Here is a 19,233-nt window from a genome sequence, read left to right as displayed (position 1 = left end):
TATGGACTCCTGCCTTCTCTTGATAGTAATCGTATTTATGTTAGAAGAATATTGGAACCAGGAATGTAGCAAGAAGGATTATGAACGCTCCTCCAAGCCTCGATGAGATCTGTGCGAACGGCATCAGCTCCATCCTGTGCGCTGCTGTAAGAACCGCAACATCTCCTGTTCCACCCATGTTTGCCATGCAAAGTCCTGCTGTAAGGGCTGCTTCAATCGGGTAGAAGCCCATGAGCTTTCCAACTACCATGGTTCCTACTATTGCCCCGAGAACAACAAGGAAACAAAGAAGAATGTAGAGAGGTGTAAGAGCCTGGATTACCTGTCCAAGGTCTGTATATGCTATTCCTATACCCATAAGAAGAGCAGCTGTCCAGTTCTTGGCAACAAAGTTGTACCATGATGCGCAGGCCTGCTCGAACTTCCTTGGGAGAAGGTTGATTGCCTTTGCAACTGCGACTGATATTATCATCCACGCGTAGGAGTGAATGTCAACTCCGGTGATGTTATTGAATACTGTTCCGAATACTACTCCAAAAGCGAAGAATGTGCAGGCTATGGCTATTCCTATGCCATAATCAGATATATCAAGCTTCTCGTTAGGATCGATCTTCTCGTGAAGGTCTTCATCTCCAACCTCCATGAGTTTGCCGTTTCCGGTAAGCTCAGGTCTTGCTTTACCAAGCTTGTCAAGAAGTCCGCCTGCTACTATTGCCATGGCATTACCAAGTGCAACTGCTGGTACAAGCTTTGAAAGGACATCTTCAGCAGCTATACCTAGACCGCTTGCAAATACCTTTGATATTGGTACAGCACCGGCTCCCATTCCACCGCCCATTATAGGGATTCCTACATATGCGATAGACTCTGACATTGACTGACCGAAAAGAAGTCCTCCAAGTGCTACGAATATTAGTGCAACAGTTACACCGCCGATTATGGTCGGGAAGTACCTGAGTGAAGCCTTTATGAGGAGCTTCTTGTTCATACCGAGTATGGATCCTGTTATAAGTGCTGCTATGTAGAAATCAAGGAATCCGCCGCCCTTCATGAAGGTATTGACGTTCTTTACTACCGATTCAGGCAGTACGTTGAAGTAAACGAGTGCTGCTGATCCGAAGATTACAACTATCGGACCGCCACCGAAGTAGGTCTTGATGATTGGTGTGTTGTTTCCGATGACATCGAGAAGTGCACCGATGATCATCATGAATGCGAATGCCCCGATCATTCCTGCAGGCAGAACATCCATAACGATAGCGACAATAAGAACAGCTAAGAGTCCGAGATAAACTGGTAGATTGATGCCCATGATTTTGTAGTCTTTCATTGTTTCCCTCCAATAAAATTATTTATCTTGCGGCAAGTGTTACCTTGCCGTTCAGACCATATAGAGTACATCAAGGATGGTTCCATCCCTGTATTCGCTGACTGCGACTATCCTGTCGCTTGTCTTGAGCTTTTCCGGAACGCCTGTAAGGCCATCCGCGATTTCCTTAAGCTCACCTATTGTAAGTATTTCAAGGTTTGTTTCAGCCCTGAGCTTTTCTATTAGCTCCTGATGCTTGGGATTTATTGCAATACCCCTGTCAGTGACAAGGATGTCTATTGTTTCTCCGGGTGTAGTGACTGTGGTGACCTTGTCCACCAGGCATGAAAGCCTGGCGTTCATGAGCTTCGACACTATGATCGCAAGCTTCGCACCTGCCGCGGTGTCCGCATGACCGCCTGAACCTCCAAGTATTATGCCGTCTGTTCCAGTAGTCACGTTTACGTTGTAGTCAAGGTCGATCTCGCTTGCCCCGAGTATTACAACATCAAGGTTGTTGACAACATTGTCAGGGTTGTTGATGTTTGCATATTTGTTGGCATCGATCTTCAGATGGTTGTCCCTGACCTTTACTGATTCAACTGCATCGAGATTGAAGCACTGTACGTCATAAAGCTTTTCAAAATAGCCCTCAGCGAGCATCTGCACAAGGTAATCCGTAGTTCCGCCTGAAGCGAAGCTTCCTTTGATGCCATTCTTCTTCATTAGCTTCTTGACTTCGTTTGCTACTGCCAGTGATATTCCGCCTGCTCCGGTCTGGAAGCTGAAGCCGTCCTTGAGCAGTCCTGAATGTGCTATCAGTGTCGCACAGTCCCTTGCTATCTTCAGGCCGACAGGGTCCTTGGTTATTACAGTCGATCCGCTGACTATCCCTTTTGGATCCCCTATGGAATCAACCTTGACGACGTAGTCTACCATATATCCTGGTATTTCTGGCTTGTTGACCTCGTCAGCCATGTAGTCTGTTATAGCGACCACCTTGTCTGCCATCTGGGCGTCTGCCACAGCATATCCAAGGATGCCGCACGCCGAAGGTCCGTCAGATCCTGTAAGGTTTCCATCCTTATCGACTCCTGGAGCCGCTATGAAGGCAACATCGACCTTGATCTCACCTTCAAGAATTGACCTTGGCCTTCCGCCATGGGTGCACACTACGCAGATATCCCTGCATCTGCCTTCACTGATGGCCTTTGCCACAGGACCCTGCAGATATGCAGTGATCACCTTTGTCACGGTGCCATCCTCGAACATGTCTACAAGGCACTTATGGCAGGGAAATATAGAGGTTGCAGCTATGGTCAGCCCCTTTATACCTCTTGCCTGTATCTTCCTCATGACCATATCAAGCACATAGTCGCCGTTTCTCAGATGGTGATGGAAGCTAAGTGTCATCCCGTCTTTGAGCTTAAGGCTATCAAGCACTTCATCAAGTGTACTGTCCCTTTCAGGATGTCTTGTCAGGTCGGTCTTAACCGGCTTGTATATGCTTTCCTTTACATTTGCGAAGGCACCCATGAATGGGTTCTCAAGGCCTTCTCTTCCGATGGAGTTCCTCATCTCACAAGCCCCCATTTCCTTGCGGATTCCAATAGGTTTTCCGCTCTCTTTATTACAGGCAGGTCGACCATCTTGCCTCTGTAGCTGAAGACTCCAAGGCCTCTTGCCTTAGCGTCCGCTGCCTCGGAAAGTATGGCCTGGGCTTCCTCTATCTCTTCCTCTGTAGGCGAGAAGACTTCAAGTATGGTCTCTACCTGTCTCGGGTTTATTGCAAGCCTTCCGGTGAAGCCGATGGATTTTGCAAATGCAGTATCCATAGCAAGTCCTTCGACATCATCTATGTCCGTATACGGTGTGTCGATGGCATCCATCCTGAAGGCCTTGGCTGTAGTCGCTACAACGAACCTTGCATATTCGATCTCCTTGTTCCCTTTGGTCCTCTTGATGCCAAGGTCGCTTGACAGGTCTTCGGCTCCAAGAAGCAGCGCCTTTATCTGAGGTGAGCTCGCAGCAACGTTTCTTATATCCACAAGCCCCATTGCAGTCTCGATGATGAGGAGAAGGCTTATGTCCTTTACAAGGCCATTTTCCGACTTTATCCTCTCAATGACTTCAGACATTGCAGTAACTGACTCGACGCTAGCCTTGGGTATTACGATCGCATCAGGAAGCGATGGGATTACAGTCTCAAGGTCTTGCAGCCAGTAGGGTGAATCCAGTGGGTTGACCCTTACTGCAACCTCGCTGTGGGTGAACTTTAGGAAATCAAGGGCTTCCCTTACAAGGATCCTTGCAGCATCCTTTTCATCCAGGGATACGGCATCCTCAAGGTCAAGTATTACAGTATCTGCTCCCAGCACATCGCCGGAAGTCAGCATGCCTGGATTGTTGCCTGGCATGAAAAGCAGACTTCTTCTACTCATTCGCTCTCTTCACCGCCGTTTCCACCCTGGCCCTTATGGTGTAGTCGAGGGCTCCCTTGTCCTCAAGGAAGAGCCTGCAGGAGGTCACTCCCATTGAAGCGAGTGTCTCCAGAGCCACCTTTTCGATCTGTTTCCCGAATTGGGCCATGACAGAGCTTTTGATGTCGAGCTCTATACCATCTTCATTGGGATAGAGCCTTATGAAGCAGTCATTGGACTGAAGAGTCCCACAGACAGCCTGTTTTGCTATCACCAAAATCATATCTCCCCTTTCAGTATCTTATAATTATTCTTTACCAGGTGCGCGAAGACTGTGGCTCCCACAAGGTCTGCGCTTCCGCCTGTTGATATGTTCTTATCCCTGCACCAGCAGTCAAGTGGTCCGGTGTCCAGTGTATCCCGAAGTGATTTCCTTGCCTTTGACTGCAGCTCCCTGAGGCTGTCTATTCCGGCCCTGTGTATGACATTGGTATCATCTGCATCAGAAATCACAGAGAGGGTCAGCCTTTTCAAATCGAAACCATCCTCAAGCACGCCAAGGTAGTCACCGAATAGTTTCTGGAATCCCCCGGCAGCTTCGCCCCTTATCCCAAGGATGCCGTGCTGTCTGTAAGCCTTAAGGCCGTTGGATTCACTTGACTTGCCGAAATCCTTGAGCACAGGCCTTGAAATCCTTCTGATCTCCTCCGGGATATCCTCAAACCTTCCGCTTTCAAGAAGTCCCTTGATCATTATGAGATATATGAATATGGCGCCCTTGTGGGTATTGATACCACCGGTTGCGTTGAACATCCTTTGTTCAAGCTCGAGACCGAATTCCCTGAGACTTTCGAAATCGTTTGCAGCGAAGGCCGTGATCTCACCAAATCCTTTAGCAACCGTCCTGATGCTTTTTGAGAATGTCCAGAAATCCATATCCTCATGTGAACCATTGGATTCTACAGTGACACAGCCGAAGCCGGTTTCCCGGCATAGCTCTGCAAGCAGAGAAAAGGTTGTAAGCCTTTCTATAATGGTCTCCAGTGGTCCTGAAACAAGATACCCTTCAACTGCTTCCCTGAAGAAACCGCTCACCTCATCAAATCCATGCCTTCCTGACCTGGTGCAAGCAGCAGCCTGGTCATCGCATATGTAGCACTTCCTTGATTTGAGTCCGATCCCATTTCTGGATATCGTACCTTCAGCATCCCGCACATCAATGTCGGCAAGCCTTCCCAATGGATGGTTGTCTTCAATTCCGGTGCAGATCCTCTTCGCTTCAACCTTGTCCAACTCAGTCAGGATGAAGAATATCAGCCCTTCCTCATCATGTGTCCTTTGGATCGATTCAATGCCTAAAGCCGCTTCGATTTCCGGGCACAGTGTGAATGAGACGAAATTTGAATGGAGGTTACGTTTGTCGGGTCCGGGGAAGTTAGGTCTTACTGTTATCAGGGTCTTTCCAGAAGTGAGCACAGATTCCATCTCGTGCTCATCCCTCTTCTCCCTCAGGTCAAGAATGCTTGCCATAGTTTTCCTCCAGATACCTGTAGGTTACGTCCGGTACAAGCTCCCTGATGGCATCGAAATTGCCCTTGTCAAGTTCTTTCCTGACTGTGGATGCGCTTATTACCTTTTCATCGAGTGTCTTTCTCGGAATCACAATAACCTCACATTCAGGAGGAAGGACCTTAAGAAGGGTGGAGTTGTATAGGTTGGTTGTCATGTCGATTGGCTCTTCACCCAGGAATCTCATCCTGATGTTGAAGTGCCTTACGAAATACTCCTTGAATATCAATGAATCCAGTATCGCATGCTGCTCATCGGCCATCTCCTTTTCCTTCAGAAAATAGGAGGGGAAGGTAGCGTTTGAAATTATGTACTGGGTCGAAGGGAACACATGGACATTCTTAAGGTCCGATACTCCATCCCTTACCAGTCTGTACCTGTCCCTGAATGGAAACCTCGATGCATCGTTCTCGACGACAAACACAATAAGCTTGTCGACCTTTCTGCTCGATGACTCGATAAGGTACCGGTGTCCTTTTGTGAACGGATTTGCATTGACTACTATGGCACCTACAAGGTCAGATGGAGAAATCTCCACCCTCATCCGTTGTAGAACCTTACCGACAGTGTTCGAACCTCTGTGAAGGAGCACAACGCTACCTGTATCGGCGACAGGGGAGAAGCCGAATGATGCGAACATCTCCCCATAGCCGGACTTCGTGTAGATGAACAGGTCCTCGTACCCCTGCCTGTAGCTGTCTGTCACTAGTGCGGTGACCAAGGTGTCAAGCAGCGCCTCGTTCCTTCTTGTCTCATCAAGTGCGAAGCACTTCAGCACATTCCTGTACCTTCCACCGCAGCCGACCCAGTTGCCCTTTTCATCCCGAAGGACGAAAAGCCTTTCAAGCTCCTCCATTCGGAGACCATGGCCCTTGAGGAAGGCGGCGGCAGTTTCCTTGTTCTTTTCAATTGAAAGGTTCAGTTCTGCACATTGGATCATATTTAGTCTCCTGTGGCTATAATCTTGCGAGTCCCTGCTCGATTGCCTTTTCTGAAACTGCCTTTGCAACAGCTTCAGCGACTCTAGGGTCGAACGGGCTTGGTATTACATACTCCTCGGTGATGTCAGCTTCAGCTATGAGGGCAGCTATTCCCTCTGCAGCAGCCATCTTCATCTCATCAGTGATCTTCCTTGACCTTACATCAAGGGCACCTCTGAAGAGACCAGGGAAAGCAAGCACGTTGTTGACCTGGTTAGGGAAGTCTGACCTTCCTGTGCCTACAACCCTTGCTCCGGCTTCCTTTGCATCGTGGTAGCCTATCTCAGGCTCTGGATTTGCCATTGCGAACACAATGGCATCCTTCTTCATGGAAGCCACCATTTCCTTGGTTATGATCTTAGGTGCTGATACTCCTATGAATAGGTCTGACTCAGCCATGGCCTCTGCAAGGGTAAGCTTCTTGTTGTCATTGTTCGTCATCATGGCGATTTCCTGGACAACGAAATTATACTTCTCCATATCGTCCCTGTGGATGACTCCCTTTGAGTTGAACGCATATATGTTTGCTACTCCGAATGCCTTGAGCATCTTTATGATCGAGCTGCCTGCAGCTCCTGCTCCGGAAACTACAGCGGTTATCTCTTCAGGTTTCTTCTTGACTATCTTGAGGGCGTTGATGAGTCCTGCGGTTACGACGATTGCAGTTCCGTGCTGGTCATCATGGAAGACAGGGATGTCAAGCTCCTCAATGAGCTTCCTTTCTATCTGCACGCATCTTGGTGCGCTGATATCCTCAAGGTTTATCCCACCGAAGGTCGGAGCCATCTTCTTTACTATGTTTATGATCTCATCAGGGTCCTTGGTGTCAAGGACTATGGGAATAGCGTTTACTCCGCCGAATCTCTTGAAAAGCACTGCCTTTCCTTCCATTACTGGAAGTGCTGCTTCAGGTCCGATATCTCCAAGGCCTAGAACCGCTGTTCCGTCTGAAACTACCGCAACTATGTTGCCCTTCCAGGTGTACTTGAATGCGTCATCCTTGTTCTTCGCTATCTCCAGGCATGGCTGTGCAACACCTGGCGTGTAGGCGATCGACAGGTCCTCCTTGCTCTCGAGAGGAGTCTTCAGTTCAACTGTAAGCTTGCCCTTCCATTCAGCGTGTTTTTCCAGTGCGACTTCGTAGATACTTTTCATGTTATCCTCCTTAGATTGTGTATTGGTAAGATTCGTTCAGACTGGTTCAAATGACCCGTATTCATGAGCTGACAGAAGTCCATGCGGGCTTCTGTCAGAATATCGGCTTTTTCTGATAACGTTTATATGCTTACAAGTTAACATATTGTTCAAACCCTTGTCAATCTCATATCCATTCAAAGGTAGGACCAATTTGAGCTTCAAAGTTGACAACCTTTGATAATCAAAGGAAGTAGTTGGGGTCGTTTTTTTAAATATTAATGGAATGTTACTATGTTCATAGAATTATAGTGATATATCTGGTGAAGTGGTAGATAATTGAACAATGAGGAACGATTATGCACGCCATTGAAAATATAATTGCAGAGGAATCATTCAAGAATCTGAAAATTTCCGAAACAGCTGTCCTAATGAGGATTCTTAAGTCGGGCAACATGCGTTAAAAAATGAAACCCGTATTACCATATTATTTGTTTTTCTGGATTCAACCCTTCCTAAATAGTAGAATCAATGTATGGAAGAGGGAGTGATGAGCTTGAAGAAATGTATAATCAACGGTGTAATCGTGACAATGGATGAGAACCGGAAGATATTTGAAGATGGATTCGTAATGATAGACGGCAATGAAGTAATTGAGATCGGGCATATGGGTGATTTTAAGGTTTCAGGTGATGTGGAGATTATCGATGCCAATGGCGGGATAGTCATGCCTGGCTTCGTGAACTGCCATACCCACATATCAATGTCGGTGTTCAAGGGCCTTGGGGAGGACATGCCTGACAGGCTCAGAAGATACATGTTCCCCATGGAGGATGAGATACTGGACAGGAATATGGTAAGTACCGGGGCAAGGCTCAGCCTGATCGAGCTCATACAGGGAGGGGTCACCACCATCTGCGACATGTACTACTTCGAAGATGAGGTGGCTAAGGCAGTAAAGGAATCCGGAATAAGGGCGGTGCTTGGCGAGACGATACTGTCCAAGCCATCACCTGACTCAGATGAACCCTATGGCGGTATCGAATATGCCAAGGGATTCATCTCGAAATGGAAGGGCGACAGCCTGATAACTCCTGCATTTGCACCCCATGCACCATATACATGCGATGACCAGCATCTTATGGAAATAAGAAGGCTTGCAGACGAGCTGGATGTGCCCATAACCATGCATCTTTCGGAGATGCTCCACGAGATGGAGGAATTTGATTCGAAATATGGGAAGACACCGATAAGGCACCTCGAGGATATCGGATTCCTTTCAGAGAGGCTCATAGCAGCACACCTGGTGTATGTGGATGATGAAGAGATTGGGATATTGAAGTCAAAAGGAGTAGGTGCTGCCCATAATGTGGTAGCGAACGCAAAGAGCGGCAGGAAGGTATCACCTGCACCTGCCATGCACAAGGCTGGTATGAAAGTGGGACTAGGTACGGACGGACCAATGAGCGGAAACCATCAGGACATACTGTCACTCCTCGGCTACTACACCAAGATCCAGAAGCAGGCAGCACTCGACAACAGGATATGTCCTGCAGCTGAAGCTGTTGAACTTGGAACCATCGGTGGAGCCAGGGTGCTTGGTATGGAAGGCAGCATAGGGTCAATTGAAACAGGCAAGAAGGCAGACATCATAATAATCGATACCTCGGCACCTAACATGCAGCCAATCTATGACTACTACTCTGCCATAGTATACGCAGCGCATCCGCACAATGTGGTGATGACAATGGTGGATGGCAAGGTCCTCATGTCGGACAGGAAGCTTATGGTTATGGACGAGAAAAAGGTGCTTGATGAGGTAAGGGAGGTTTCGAAAGAAATCAGGAAATTTGCTTTGGAACTTGACCGAAGGGCGAGAAGCTGATGCAAAAAGAATAAAGAGGACCAGCAATATNNATATTGCTGGTCCTCTTTATTTACTCCGATAAATATGAATGAACCAGATGCATTCGGTGCAATGCTGGTGCAAATAGAGTATATTGTAAAGATATTTGTACAGTTATAGACATCAATGTAAACGTATATCATAGGTGCATGACAAAATAGAAAAATCTTTGAAAAGGTTTTAATAGAATATTGACAATCAAGCAAGTCGAGAATAATATTTACTTAATCGTTTTAGTTAATCGATTACGTAGGAGGTTGACTTAATATGACTGCAACACTGAAGGACATCGCCAGATTGGCTGGTGTATCAACGGCAACCGTATCGAAGATAGTAAACGGCAAGGACCATGACATAGGCGAGAAGACTATAGAAAAAGTGAAGTCCATTATACAGGAACAGGACTACAGGCCGAACTCTCTCGCAAGAAGCATGAAGACGAAGGTAACGAAGACAATAGGCCTCATCATTCCGGATGTAAGGAATCCATTCTTCACCGACCTTGCAAGGGGGGCAGAGGACAGCGCCAATGAAAGAGGGTACAGTCTTCTCTTCTGCAATTCGGATGATGACCTTAAAAAGGAAATGGAATACATAAACACGCTTACTGAGAAGCAGGTTGATGGAATAGCACTGGCAGGATCAGTAAAGAGGAACAGGGAAATCGAGGAAAAATTCCAGGTAAGAGTACCTATCGTAACCCTGGACCGAGATGCGTATTTCAAGGGTATAAAGGGGCGGGTGCTGATAGATAATTTCAATGGAGCATATGATGCGGTGAAGTATCTCATAGGGCTTGGACACAGGAGGATCCTGTTCCTGTCCGGAAGGCTTGACATCCGTGTATCAGAGGAGAGGCTTGCTGGATACAGGAAAGCCCTGGAGGACAGCGGAATTGGTTTTGACGGGGATTTGGTTGCAGAAGGTAATTTCAACTTCAATTTCGGATATGACTACATTATGTCGGGAAGTCTTGATGGGACAGTCACGGCAATATTCTGCGGCAATGACCTTATCGCGCTTGGTGCAGTAAAGGCACTGAAGAAACTCAAGAAAAAAGTTCCTGAAGATATCAGTATCATAGGATTTGATGATATCTACCTTGCAAGCATAAATACTCCCGAACTTACGACTGTCAGGCAGCCTAGCTATGACCTTGGATACATTGCAGTGGGAAGACTGATAGACATCCTTGAGGGTATCGAGCATAAGCAAAACATGGTTGAAATAAAGCTTGAGCTGGTTGTGAGAGAAAGTACTGGGTCGCTTGATGTAACTGTCTGACAGGAGAAAGTACATGAATAAATGACAGCTGTCTCGAAACGGCAACTTTAATATTTTATTAGGAGTGTGGAGAAGGAATGGATAGAATACCTGTAATCATTGATACAGATCCCGGCCATGATGATGCTATAGCTCTCATGATGGCACTAGCCAGCGACAGGCTTGATATTAGGGGGATTACCATCGTAGCCGGTAATAATACAATTGAAAATACTACTAACAACGCCATTAGGATAATTGAAAATTTCGGGAGAAGCATAAAGGTCTACAAAGGAGCAGAGAGGCCAATGGTCCAGATACTTGAGACTCCGGTAGATATACATGGCAAGACTGGATTAGATGGAACAAGCCTTCTTGAAGCCAAAGGAAGGGCAGAAGACAAGAATGCCATACAGTTCCTTGAGGATGAACTGAAATCAACGTCTGAGAGAATTACCATAATAGCAATCGGGCCGCTTACCAACATAGGCACACTTCTGGCAGCGGCACCGGAAATGAAGGACAGGATCGATGAAATCTGTATCATGGGAGGAGCGGCGCTGGGAGGAAACAAGACTCCGACATCTGAATTCAACATCTGGCAGGACCCCGAGGCTGCCCATATCGTATTCACTTCAGGAATACCTGTGACCATGTGCGGACTTGATGTCACCTACAAGTCAAGCCTGTTCGAGGCAGATGTGGAAAGAATAAATAAGATAGGTAACAAAGCTGGCATACTGGCTTCAGAAATACTTGATTTTTATGGAAAGGCGATCGAGGGAAGAGGGAATAAGGGAATCGCTGTCCATGATGCAGTCGCCGTAGCAAAGATACTTAGACCTGACCTCTTCAAGTCGGAGATGTACAACGTGGTTATCGACCTTGACGGAAAGTATACCAGGGGATGTACAGTGACGGACCTTATAAACGTGACGGGAGCTCATAAGAATGCGGAAGTTGTGCTCGATGTGGATAGGGAGAGGTTCGTTGACTTCATGGTTGAATCTCTTGAAAAACTCGGATCATTGCAGGAGGTGGCACAAAATGCATAAGAGACCTATAATACTCGACTGTGACCCTGGAGTTGATGATGCATACGCAATCATGCTCGCACACAGCAATGAAGGATTTGACATCAGGGCAATAACCCCTGTAGCCGGAAATGTGGAGTTCAAGCATACCTCGAGAAATGCACTCGACCTTGCGGACATGCTGGGAATTGACACCAGGGTGGCTAAAGGGGCAGACAGACCCCTCATTATCGAGCTTCAGACGGCTGGCGAGATCCATGGCGGTAACGGTATGGCAGGATACACCCTTCCCATGGCCAAAAGGGAATTCGATGAAATGAAGGCTTGGGATGTCATTTACGAGGAAGCGAGGAAATTCAAGGGAGAGCTTGAGATAGTGGCAGTAGGTCCACTGACCAATGTGGCGATAGCAATCCTTAAATATGGAGACCTGAAGGACTACGTCAAGAGGATAGTCATAATGGGCGGGTCTGCGACGGTAGGAAATCACTCCCAATACGGGGAATTCAACATATGGGTGGATCCGCATGCCGCGGAGATAGTATTCCATTCAGGAATCCCCGTAACCATGTTCGGCCTCAATGCCACAAGGCAGTCTGCACTCACCTCAGAAGAGATGTATGCCATGAGCGACATGGAAACTAGCGTACAAGACCTCCTCAAGGGAATAAACCATTACGTGTTCGGGCTGCGAGGCGGAAAGGACTGGGGAGGAACAATTACACTCCATGACGCCATAACAGTCGGATACCTTATAGATGAGAGCCTGGCAGAGACAAGGAAGGCTTATGTGACCTGTGAAATGACAGGAAGAAACACATACGGACAGACCGTGACAGATTTCAAGGGGCTATGCGGCAAGGAACCAAATGTTGATGTCGCTATGGTAACACATGTGGAAGTATTCAGGAATATGCTGAAGGGCATGCTTGAATTCTATAAAGCCAATTGACGAGATAATTTATGCCTGTGAAAGGATGCTTCCTGCATATGTGGGGAAACCTTTGTAACGGGCGGAACAAATGACAAGGCAAAGGCGGATTCAAAAAGAGAAAAGGGGAGAATGAAAATGAACAAGAAGATCATGGCAGTACTCACATCAGCGGTCCTTGCAGCAGGAATGCTTGCAGGATGCGGCTCGAAGACACCGACTACACCAACCACGACAGCCGCACCGTCAGCAACAGCTGCACCTACCAAGGCTGAGGAGAAGCTGAAGGTTACCTACATTGTCGGAGGCAACCTAGGCGACAAATCCTTCAATGACTCTGCATGGACCGGGCTCCAGAAAGCTCAGGCAGACCTTGGTGTGGAAATCAAGGCGTTAGAGCTTGGCGGTGACCCATCGAAGCAGGAGCCTGCAATAATGGACGTGTCAGAGGATGGTACAGACATAATCATGGTAGCGTCAGGCGGACTGACTGAAGCTGTTGCAAAGCTTGCTCCTGATTATCCTGATGTCAAATACGTGGTATTCGATGTTGGCCCGACCTATGAAATAACATCTGACAATGTCTATGGAATCTCATTCAAGCAGAATGAGGCTGATTTCCTTGCAGGAGCTGTAGGCGCAAAACTTTCAAAGTCCGGTGTATTAGGATTTGTCGGAGGACAGGAAAACCCTATCATCAACGACTTCCTGGTCGGATACATCGATGGAGCAAAGCAGGCAAATCCTGATGTGAAGATAGCCGTATCATTCGTAGGAAACTGGACTGATTCTGCAAAGGGAAAGGAAATGTCCTTCGCACAGGTTCTCCTTGGAGCGGATGTGCTCCATGGTGTCGCAGGTGGAGCGGGACTTGGTGTAATTGAAGCTGCTGCTGAGAAGAAGCTTTGGGCTCTTGGTGTCGACTCTGACCAGACTGTACTCTTCAAGGATTCAGACCCAGCCAAGGCAAATGCCATAGTTACATCAGCACTCAAGAATGTCGGAGACACACTCTACAATGTCCTGAAGGCCAACAAGGATGGAAAAGTGAACTGGGGCAAGAGAGAGAGCCTTGGGATCAAGGAAGGCGCTGTGGGACTAGCGAGGAACGACAACTACAAGAAGAATGTCCCTGCGGAAGTCCAGAAATGGATAGATGAGCTTGAAGAGAAGGTAAAGAACGGAGCATATGTTGTTCCAAGCGCATTTACTATGACAAACGATGAATTCGTAAACCTGAAGAACAGCGTAAAGCCATAATATTGTAAGCTCTTTCACAGGGAGCCTGATGGCTCCCTGTATCATTTGATGGATCTAGTACAGGAGGTGGAGTGCTTGCCACAAGAAATGATCCTAATGAAAAACATAACGAAGGTCTATCCGAACGGATTCGTGGCCAACAAGGATGTTACTCTATCAGTCGAGAAGGGAGAGATACATGGTCTTGTTGGAGAGAACGGAGCCGGGAAGACCACTCTCATGAAGATTCTTTTCGGGATAGAAAACCAGGAAGAGGGTCAGATATTCATCAAGGGCCAGGAAGTGAAGATCAAGGATCCCCTGCATGCTATTGCACTTGGGGTTGGAATGGTGCATCAGCATTTCATGCTGGTTCCTTCACTTACAGTCGCCGAGAATATCGTGCTTGGGATGGAGCCGAAGAAAGGTATAAAGTTTGACATGAAGAAGGCTGTGGAAATGACCCGTGAGGTTTCCACCAAGTATAACCTTGGAGTGGATCCGCTTGACAAGGTGGAGGACATATCAGTTGGTCAGAAGCAGAAGGTGGAGATACTTAAAGCCCTCATAAGGGGAGCAGAAGTGCTCATACTTGATGAGCCAACTGCAGTCCTGACTCCACAGGAGACTGAGGAGCTGTTCATCGAGCTAAAGAAGCTGAGGGATGATGGGTACACAGTAGTCTTTATTTCTCATAAGCTGAATGAGGTCAAGGAATTGTGCGACAGGGTAACTGTGCTTAGAAATGGAAGAATGATTGGCATGAAGCACATCAATGAAGTCTCGGAACAGGATATTTCAAGGATGATGGTAGGCAGAGATGTAATTCTGAGCATTGAGAAGGATAAAGCCCAGCCCAAGAGGGTTGTCGCAAAAGTTGAACACCTGTACCTGAAAAATTCGGATGGAAAAGAAGTAATAAAGGATGTCAGCTTCACAATCAGGGAAGGAGAGATCCTTGGCGTGGTTGGCGTTGAAGGAAACGGACAGAATGAGGTCACTGAGGTAATGACAGGACTTGTCAAGGGCTACACCGGCGACATCTATATTGATGGCAGGAATATCAGGGGGCTCAGCATCCGGGAGATAAGGGAAGCTGGAATATCACACATATCCGAGGACAGGATGACATATGGTGCCGCTGGAAATGCGAGCGTTAAGGACAACCTGATTTCAGACAGGTACTATAAGCCTGACTTCAATAGAGGACTTCTCGATAGCAAGAAGATCGGGGAACTTTCTTCAAAACTGGTCAAGGACTACAACATCAAGTGTGACAGCTATGACCAGCCAGTCAGGATGCTATCAGGAGGAAACATACAGAAGGTTATAGTGGCTAGGGAGTTCACGGCAAACATGAAGGTCATAGTCGCAAATCAGCCAACAAGGGGAATAGATGTCGGGGCAACTGAGTTCATCAGGAGAAAGCTTATCGAGATTGCAAGGGAAGAAAATGTAGGTGTACTTCTTGTGTCTGCGGACCTGAATGAAGCCCTGGAGACCAGCGACAGCATAATAGTAATGCATAATGGCGAGATAGTTGCATATTTCGAGGATGCCTCGAAGATTACGGAATTCGAGATTGGTGAGTACATGCTTGGAATAAGGAAGCAAAATCCTGAAGAACTTAGGAGGTCAGTATATGAACACTAAGAAGATAGAACGAAGATATGATATACTGAGGACCCTCATTGCAATTGGAATAGCCCTGGTCCTTGCGCTCATGGTCATCGTGTTCATAAGCGAAAATCCACTTGATGCAATGAAGAGCTTTCTCTTCGGGCCGGTATCATCCTTCAGAAGATTTGCAAACGTCATTGAACTGATGATTCCCATAACCTTCACAGCTCTTGGGATATGTGTAATGTACCAGGCTGCGCAATTCAACCTTATTGGGGAAGGTGTCTTCTTCTTCTCGGGGGCAGTTGCTACTTGGTTTGCGCTGAATCTGACACTGCCTGCTGGAGTGCATGCAGCTGTCGTAATATTGCTTTCGGCATCAGTAGGTGCCCTGATCGCCCTTATACCGGCAATACTGAAGGTCAAGTGGAAGGCAAGCGAAGTTGTTTCGTCGATAATGATGAATTATGTCCTGCAGCTGGCGGGCATATTCCTTCTGATGTATTACATGAAGGACATGGCATCAGGCTTCAATGCTTCATACATTATCCCGGCGACAGCGAAGCTGCCGGTGCTTATCGCAAAGACAAGGATACATGCCGGACTCATAATCGTGGTTGTGATGATCATACTTGTATACCTTTTCCTATACAAGAGCAAATGGGGCTATGAGATACGGATGACAGGAGAAAACCAGAATTTCGCCAAGTATTCAGGAATCAAGGTGAACAGGGTCATACTCTATGCCAGCCTTATCGGTGGATTCCTGGCAGGCATGGGCGGAGCGATTGAGATACTCGGAATGTACACCAGATTCCAGTGGGAAAAATCTCCTGGGTATGGATGGGATGGAATGCTTGTCGCAATACTTGCAAAGAAGAATCCATCATTGGTACCTCTTTCGGCATTTTTCCTGGCTTACCTGCGTATCGGAGCCGATGTCATTGCAAGGACATCTGATGTCCCAGTTGAATTCGTATCAGTTATACAGGCGATAGTAATAATGTTCATAGCTGCGGAGATGTTCCTAGCAGGAATGAAGCACAGGGCAATAACAAAGGAATCCAGGAAACAGCTTGAGCTGAAGGAGGGAAAATGATATGGACATGGATATGGTTGCAAGCATAGCATATTCAATTATCAGGGTTTCCACCCCGATCATATTCGCAGCTATGGCTGCCCTTATATCGAAGAAGGCGGGGCTGACGAACATGGCGGTCGAAGGCATAATGCTGGTATCGGCACTTACAGGGGTCGTTGTATCAGCCTTTTCAAACAGCCTTGCTCTTGGATTCACATCGGGACTTGTTGCAGGTGTGCTTCTCGCATTCTTCATCGCATATCTTTCGCTTAAGCTGAAGGCAGACATGGTGCTTACCTGCATTGCCGCCAACCTGATGGCATCAGGTCTTACAGTTGTGATCATGTTCATAGCTTCAGGAGACAAGGGAACATCATCAAACCTCAAGAGCCTGGTAATGCCTGAGGTGAGCATACCGTTAATAGACGGCATACCGTTCATCGGTCAGATATTTTCAAACCACAACATTATGACATACCTGGCATTCATAACGGTTTACCTCGTTTATTTCTTCATATACAAGACTCCCACTGGCCTGAGGATAAGGTCAGTAGGGGAGAATCCCAACGCCTCGGAGTCGGTAGGAATAGATGTTGAGAAGGTACAGATAATGTCATTTGTAATCAGCGGATTCATTGGGGCGCTTGGCGGGATATACATGTCAATGGGATATGTTTCATGGTTTGCAAGGGACATGGTTGCCGGACGCGGATTCATTGGTCTGTCGGCAATGAACCTTGGTAACGGGTCACCAATTGGCAGCCTGATTGCTGCTGTAATTTTCGGAAGTGCGGATGTTGCATCATACTCGCTGCAGGCATTAAAGATTCCCGCGGAGTTTGTGCAGATGATTCCTTACCTATCGACTATCATCGGACTTGTTGTATTTTCGATCATAAGAGAAAGGAATGCGAAGAAGAAGAGAAGGATTGAATGACACCATAGGTTGGTGAGAGGGTGAAGAATTGAAAGATAAGCCAAATGTGCTGGTAAAGAAGATGTTCCTGTCAGCCTGCTCCTCGACGCTCGTGGCCATAGGTGTCTGCCTTTTTCTTCAGAGCAGGCTGGGGTCAGACCCGATAACGGTGTGGCTGGATGGAGTGAGGCATTCACTCAGGACATCAATAGGTAATGCATCGCTGATCAACAACAGCATCATGTTGTCTTTGGCTTTGATATTCGCCAGAAAATACATTTATGTAGGTACTGTGATGGGATCATTGATAGTAGGACCCATGATGAATTTATTTGATCCAATAATTGTCAATATTTTCAGCGCAAATCCGACGTTGTACATGAGATTTGTAATGATGGCAATAGGACAAGTGATTCTTTGCATGGGAACAGGACTGAATCTGTCCTTGAAATTCGGATTTGGAACTACAGACTCGATTATTGTGACCATATGCGATCATTTGAAGCTTAAATATAGGAACATGAAGATTATTTTTGATCTGGGATACACTATTGCAGGTATTCTTCTGGGTGGTGTATTTGGTATTGGATCTGTTGTCGGAGTCTTGACGGGCGGACCTATGATTGCTTTTTTCATGAGGTTTATCAATGGAAGCCTGATCAGGAAACTCAAGTTGAATGAGTTTGCAGAGAGCGTGGGGTGAAATTTATGAAGATCTGTTGTTTTGGTTCGCTGAACATAGACATGGTATTTGCTGTGAATGAATTTGTAAGGCCTAAGGAGACAATACAGTCAAAAGGCCTCTCCATATATTCTGGCGGCAAGGGACTGAACCAGGCGATAGCTATAAGGAAATCAGGAGCTCAGGTACTAATGGCAGGATCTGTTGGGTCCGATGGAAAGCTACTGCTTGACGAGTGCGACAAGTGCGGATTGGATAGAAGCCTGGTAAGGGTACTTGACTCAAGTACCGGAACTGCTGTGATACAGGTTAATGATGCAGGTGAAAACTGCATTATACTCTTTGATGGCGCAAACAAGGAGAACGACGAGGAATTCATCGATTCGGTCATGGAAAGACTGGAGAACGGTGATTATCTAGTGCTTCAGAATGAGATAAACAACCTTGACCATATCATGAGAAGTGCCAAGGCAAAGGGAATCAAGATATTCATGAATCCATCTCCAATTGATGAAAGGTTGCTGAAGCTGCCGTTGGAAGCATGTGATTTCCTTATCCTCAACGAGGTTGAAGGGGCAATACTGTCAGGAGCGGACGACCATGACGATATCATGAAGGAGCTTGAGGTAAAGTACCCTGATACAGGGATAATTCTCACGTTAGGTGAAAATGGAGTAAGGTACAGAACGGAATCAGGATCGGGCAGAAAATCTGCATACAGAGTTGAGGCTGTGGATACAACCGGAGCTGGAGATGCATTCACTGGATACTTCATAGGTATGTTATCAAGGGGAGAAGGCATCGAGAAGGCAATCGAAATAGCCCAGAAAGCTGCTGCAATTTCTGTTACACGGAAGGGTGCTAGCGGATCGATACCTCTTGTAGAAGAGGTAATCGGATTTCATAAGTTTTAATTTTAACGAACTTCTTAAGCTATTGAGAGCTCTGGGGGACATCTGTTATAATTGGAATATCCAGACGGAGGATATACTCCTGAAAAAGCAGTGTAACCATCCTTTGCCAGGACTCTGAATATGGCTATACATATTTATATATAGCGACCTAACACAATAATACCAAACGTTGGAATACCTCACGACCCGTCCAGTCGCGAGGTATTTCAACGTCCAGGAGAGTGTAGAAAATTTT

Annotated in this window: 17 protein-coding genes; 10 read left to right on the top strand and 7 right to left on the bottom strand. The window is 46.8% G+C overall.

Features of this window, described 5'->3' with window-relative positions; genetic code table 11:
- Positions 1 to 40: 40 nt before the first annotated feature.
- The 7 genes from T472_RS09740 to T472_RS09710 are packed head-to-tail and all read right to left on the bottom strand — an operon-like array spanning position 41 to position 7,433.
- Positions 41 to 1,330: a 2-hydroxycarboxylate transporter family protein gene (locus T472_RS09740; RefSeq protein WP_023863551.1), complete on the bottom strand. Its 1,290-nt coding sequence runs from the start codon at positions 1,328 to 1,330 to the stop codon at positions 41 to 43.
- Positions 1,331 to 1,381: 51 nt separating this feature from the next.
- Positions 1,382 to 2,902, bottom strand: coding sequence for a citrate lyase subunit alpha (gene citF / locus T472_RS09735; protein ID WP_201781761.1), 1,521 nt, complete (start codon positions 2,900 to 2,902; stop codon positions 1,382 to 1,384).
- Positions 2,884 to 3,750 (bottom strand): HpcH/HpaI aldolase/citrate lyase family protein, encoded by an 867-nt coding sequence (locus T472_RS09730; protein WP_023387117.1) that lies wholly within the window; start codon positions 3,748 to 3,750, stop codon positions 2,884 to 2,886. Before T472_RS09730 ends, citF begins: the two co-directional genes overlap by 19 nt.
- Positions 3,743 to 4,012 (bottom strand): citrate lyase acyl carrier protein, encoded by a 270-nt coding sequence (gene citD / locus T472_RS09725; protein ID WP_341372048.1) that lies wholly within the window; start codon positions 4,010 to 4,012, stop codon positions 3,743 to 3,745. Before citD ends, T472_RS09730 begins: the two co-directional genes overlap by 8 nt.
- Positions 4,009 to 5,259: a citrate lyase holo-[acyl-carrier protein] synthase gene (gene citX, locus T472_RS09720; RefSeq protein ID WP_023387115.1), complete on the bottom strand. Its 1,251-nt coding sequence runs from the start codon at positions 5,257 to 5,259 to the stop codon at positions 4,009 to 4,011. Before citX ends, citD begins: the two co-directional genes overlap by 4 nt.
- The gene (gene citC, locus T472_RS09715; protein ID WP_023387114.1) at positions 5,243 to 6,238 is read right to left on the bottom strand and encodes a [citrate (pro-3S)-lyase] ligase; all 996 of its coding nucleotides are present in this window, start codon (positions 6,236 to 6,238) and stop codon (positions 5,243 to 5,245) included. Before citC ends, citX begins: the two co-directional genes overlap by 17 nt.
- Positions 6,239 to 6,254: 16 nt before the next feature.
- A complete protein-coding gene (locus T472_RS09710; RefSeq protein WP_023387113.1) occupies positions 6,255 to 7,433 on the bottom strand; it encodes an NAD(P)-dependent malic enzyme in 1,179 nt (392 codons plus the stop codon).
- 535 nt (positions 7,434 to 7,968) lie between these two features.
- On the opposite strand from T472_RS09710, the gene T472_RS09705 reads away from it, so the two are divergent.
- The 10 genes from T472_RS09705 to T472_RS09660 all read left to right on the top strand — a co-directional run bounded on the left by T472_RS09705 (position 7,969) and on the right by T472_RS09660 (position 18,998).
- On the top strand, positions 7,969 to 9,297 hold the full coding sequence (locus T472_RS09705) for an amidohydrolase (RefSeq protein ID WP_160319136.1): 1,329 nt from the start codon (positions 7,969 to 7,971) through the stop codon (positions 9,295 to 9,297).
- A gap of 288 nt (positions 9,298 to 9,585) precedes the next feature.
- Positions 9,586 to 10,602, top strand: a complete 1,017-nt coding sequence (locus T472_RS09700) for a LacI family DNA-binding transcriptional regulator (protein ID WP_023387110.1) — start codon at positions 9,586 to 9,588, stop codon at positions 10,600 to 10,602.
- A 77-nt stretch (positions 10,603 to 10,679) separates the two neighbouring features.
- Positions 10,680 to 11,636, top strand: coding sequence for a nucleoside hydrolase (locus tag T472_RS09695; RefSeq protein WP_023387109.1), 957 nt, complete (start codon positions 10,680 to 10,682; stop codon positions 11,634 to 11,636).
- The gene (locus T472_RS09690; RefSeq protein ID WP_052011798.1) at positions 11,629 to 12,567 is read left to right on the top strand and encodes a nucleoside hydrolase; all 939 of its coding nucleotides are present in this window, start codon (positions 11,629 to 11,631) and stop codon (positions 12,565 to 12,567) included. Before T472_RS09695 ends, T472_RS09690 begins: the two co-directional genes overlap by 8 nt.
- A gap of 117 nt (positions 12,568 to 12,684) precedes the next feature.
- Positions 12,685 to 13,806 carry a BMP family ABC transporter substrate-binding protein gene (locus tag T472_RS09685; RefSeq protein WP_023387107.1) on the top strand — a complete coding sequence of 374 codons (1,122 nt, stop codon included), beginning with the start codon at positions 12,685 to 12,687 and terminating at the stop codon, positions 13,804 to 13,806.
- A 96-nt stretch (positions 13,807 to 13,902) separates the two neighbouring features.
- Positions 13,903 to 15,438 carry an ABC transporter ATP-binding protein gene (locus T472_RS09680; protein WP_242864791.1) on the top strand — a complete coding sequence of 512 codons (1,536 nt, stop codon included), beginning with the start codon at positions 13,903 to 13,905 and terminating at the stop codon, positions 15,436 to 15,438.
- Positions 15,428 to 16,504, top strand: a complete 1,077-nt coding sequence (locus T472_RS09675; RefSeq protein WP_023387133.1) for an ABC transporter permease — start codon at positions 15,428 to 15,430, stop codon at positions 16,502 to 16,504. The genes T472_RS09680 and T472_RS09675 overlap by 11 nt, the downstream gene beginning before the upstream one ends.
- 1 nt (position 16,505) lies before the next feature.
- Positions 16,506 to 17,423, top strand: a complete 918-nt coding sequence (locus T472_RS09670; protein ID WP_023387134.1) for an ABC transporter permease — start codon at positions 16,506 to 16,508, stop codon at positions 17,421 to 17,423.
- Between the two features lie 28 nt (positions 17,424 to 17,451).
- Complete coding sequence (locus T472_RS09665) at positions 17,452 to 18,105, top strand: YczE/YyaS/YitT family protein (RefSeq protein ID WP_023387135.1); 654 nt, start codon at positions 17,452 to 17,454, stop codon at positions 18,103 to 18,105.
- 5 nt (positions 18,106 to 18,110) lie between these two features.
- Positions 18,111 to 18,998 carry a ribokinase gene (locus T472_RS09660; protein WP_023387136.1) on the top strand — a complete coding sequence of 296 codons (888 nt, stop codon included), beginning with the start codon at positions 18,111 to 18,113 and terminating at the stop codon, positions 18,996 to 18,998.
- Positions 18,999 to 19,233: the final 235 nt, after the last annotated feature.

This window comes from Youngiibacter fragilis 232.1, from assembly GCF_000495435.3.
Taxonomy (GTDB): domain Bacteria; phylum Bacillota; class Clostridia; order Clostridiales; family Clostridiaceae; genus Youngiibacter; species Youngiibacter fragilis.
Note: the sequence above shows the minus strand (reverse complement) of the source record. Positions and strands in the feature narration are given on the sequence as shown.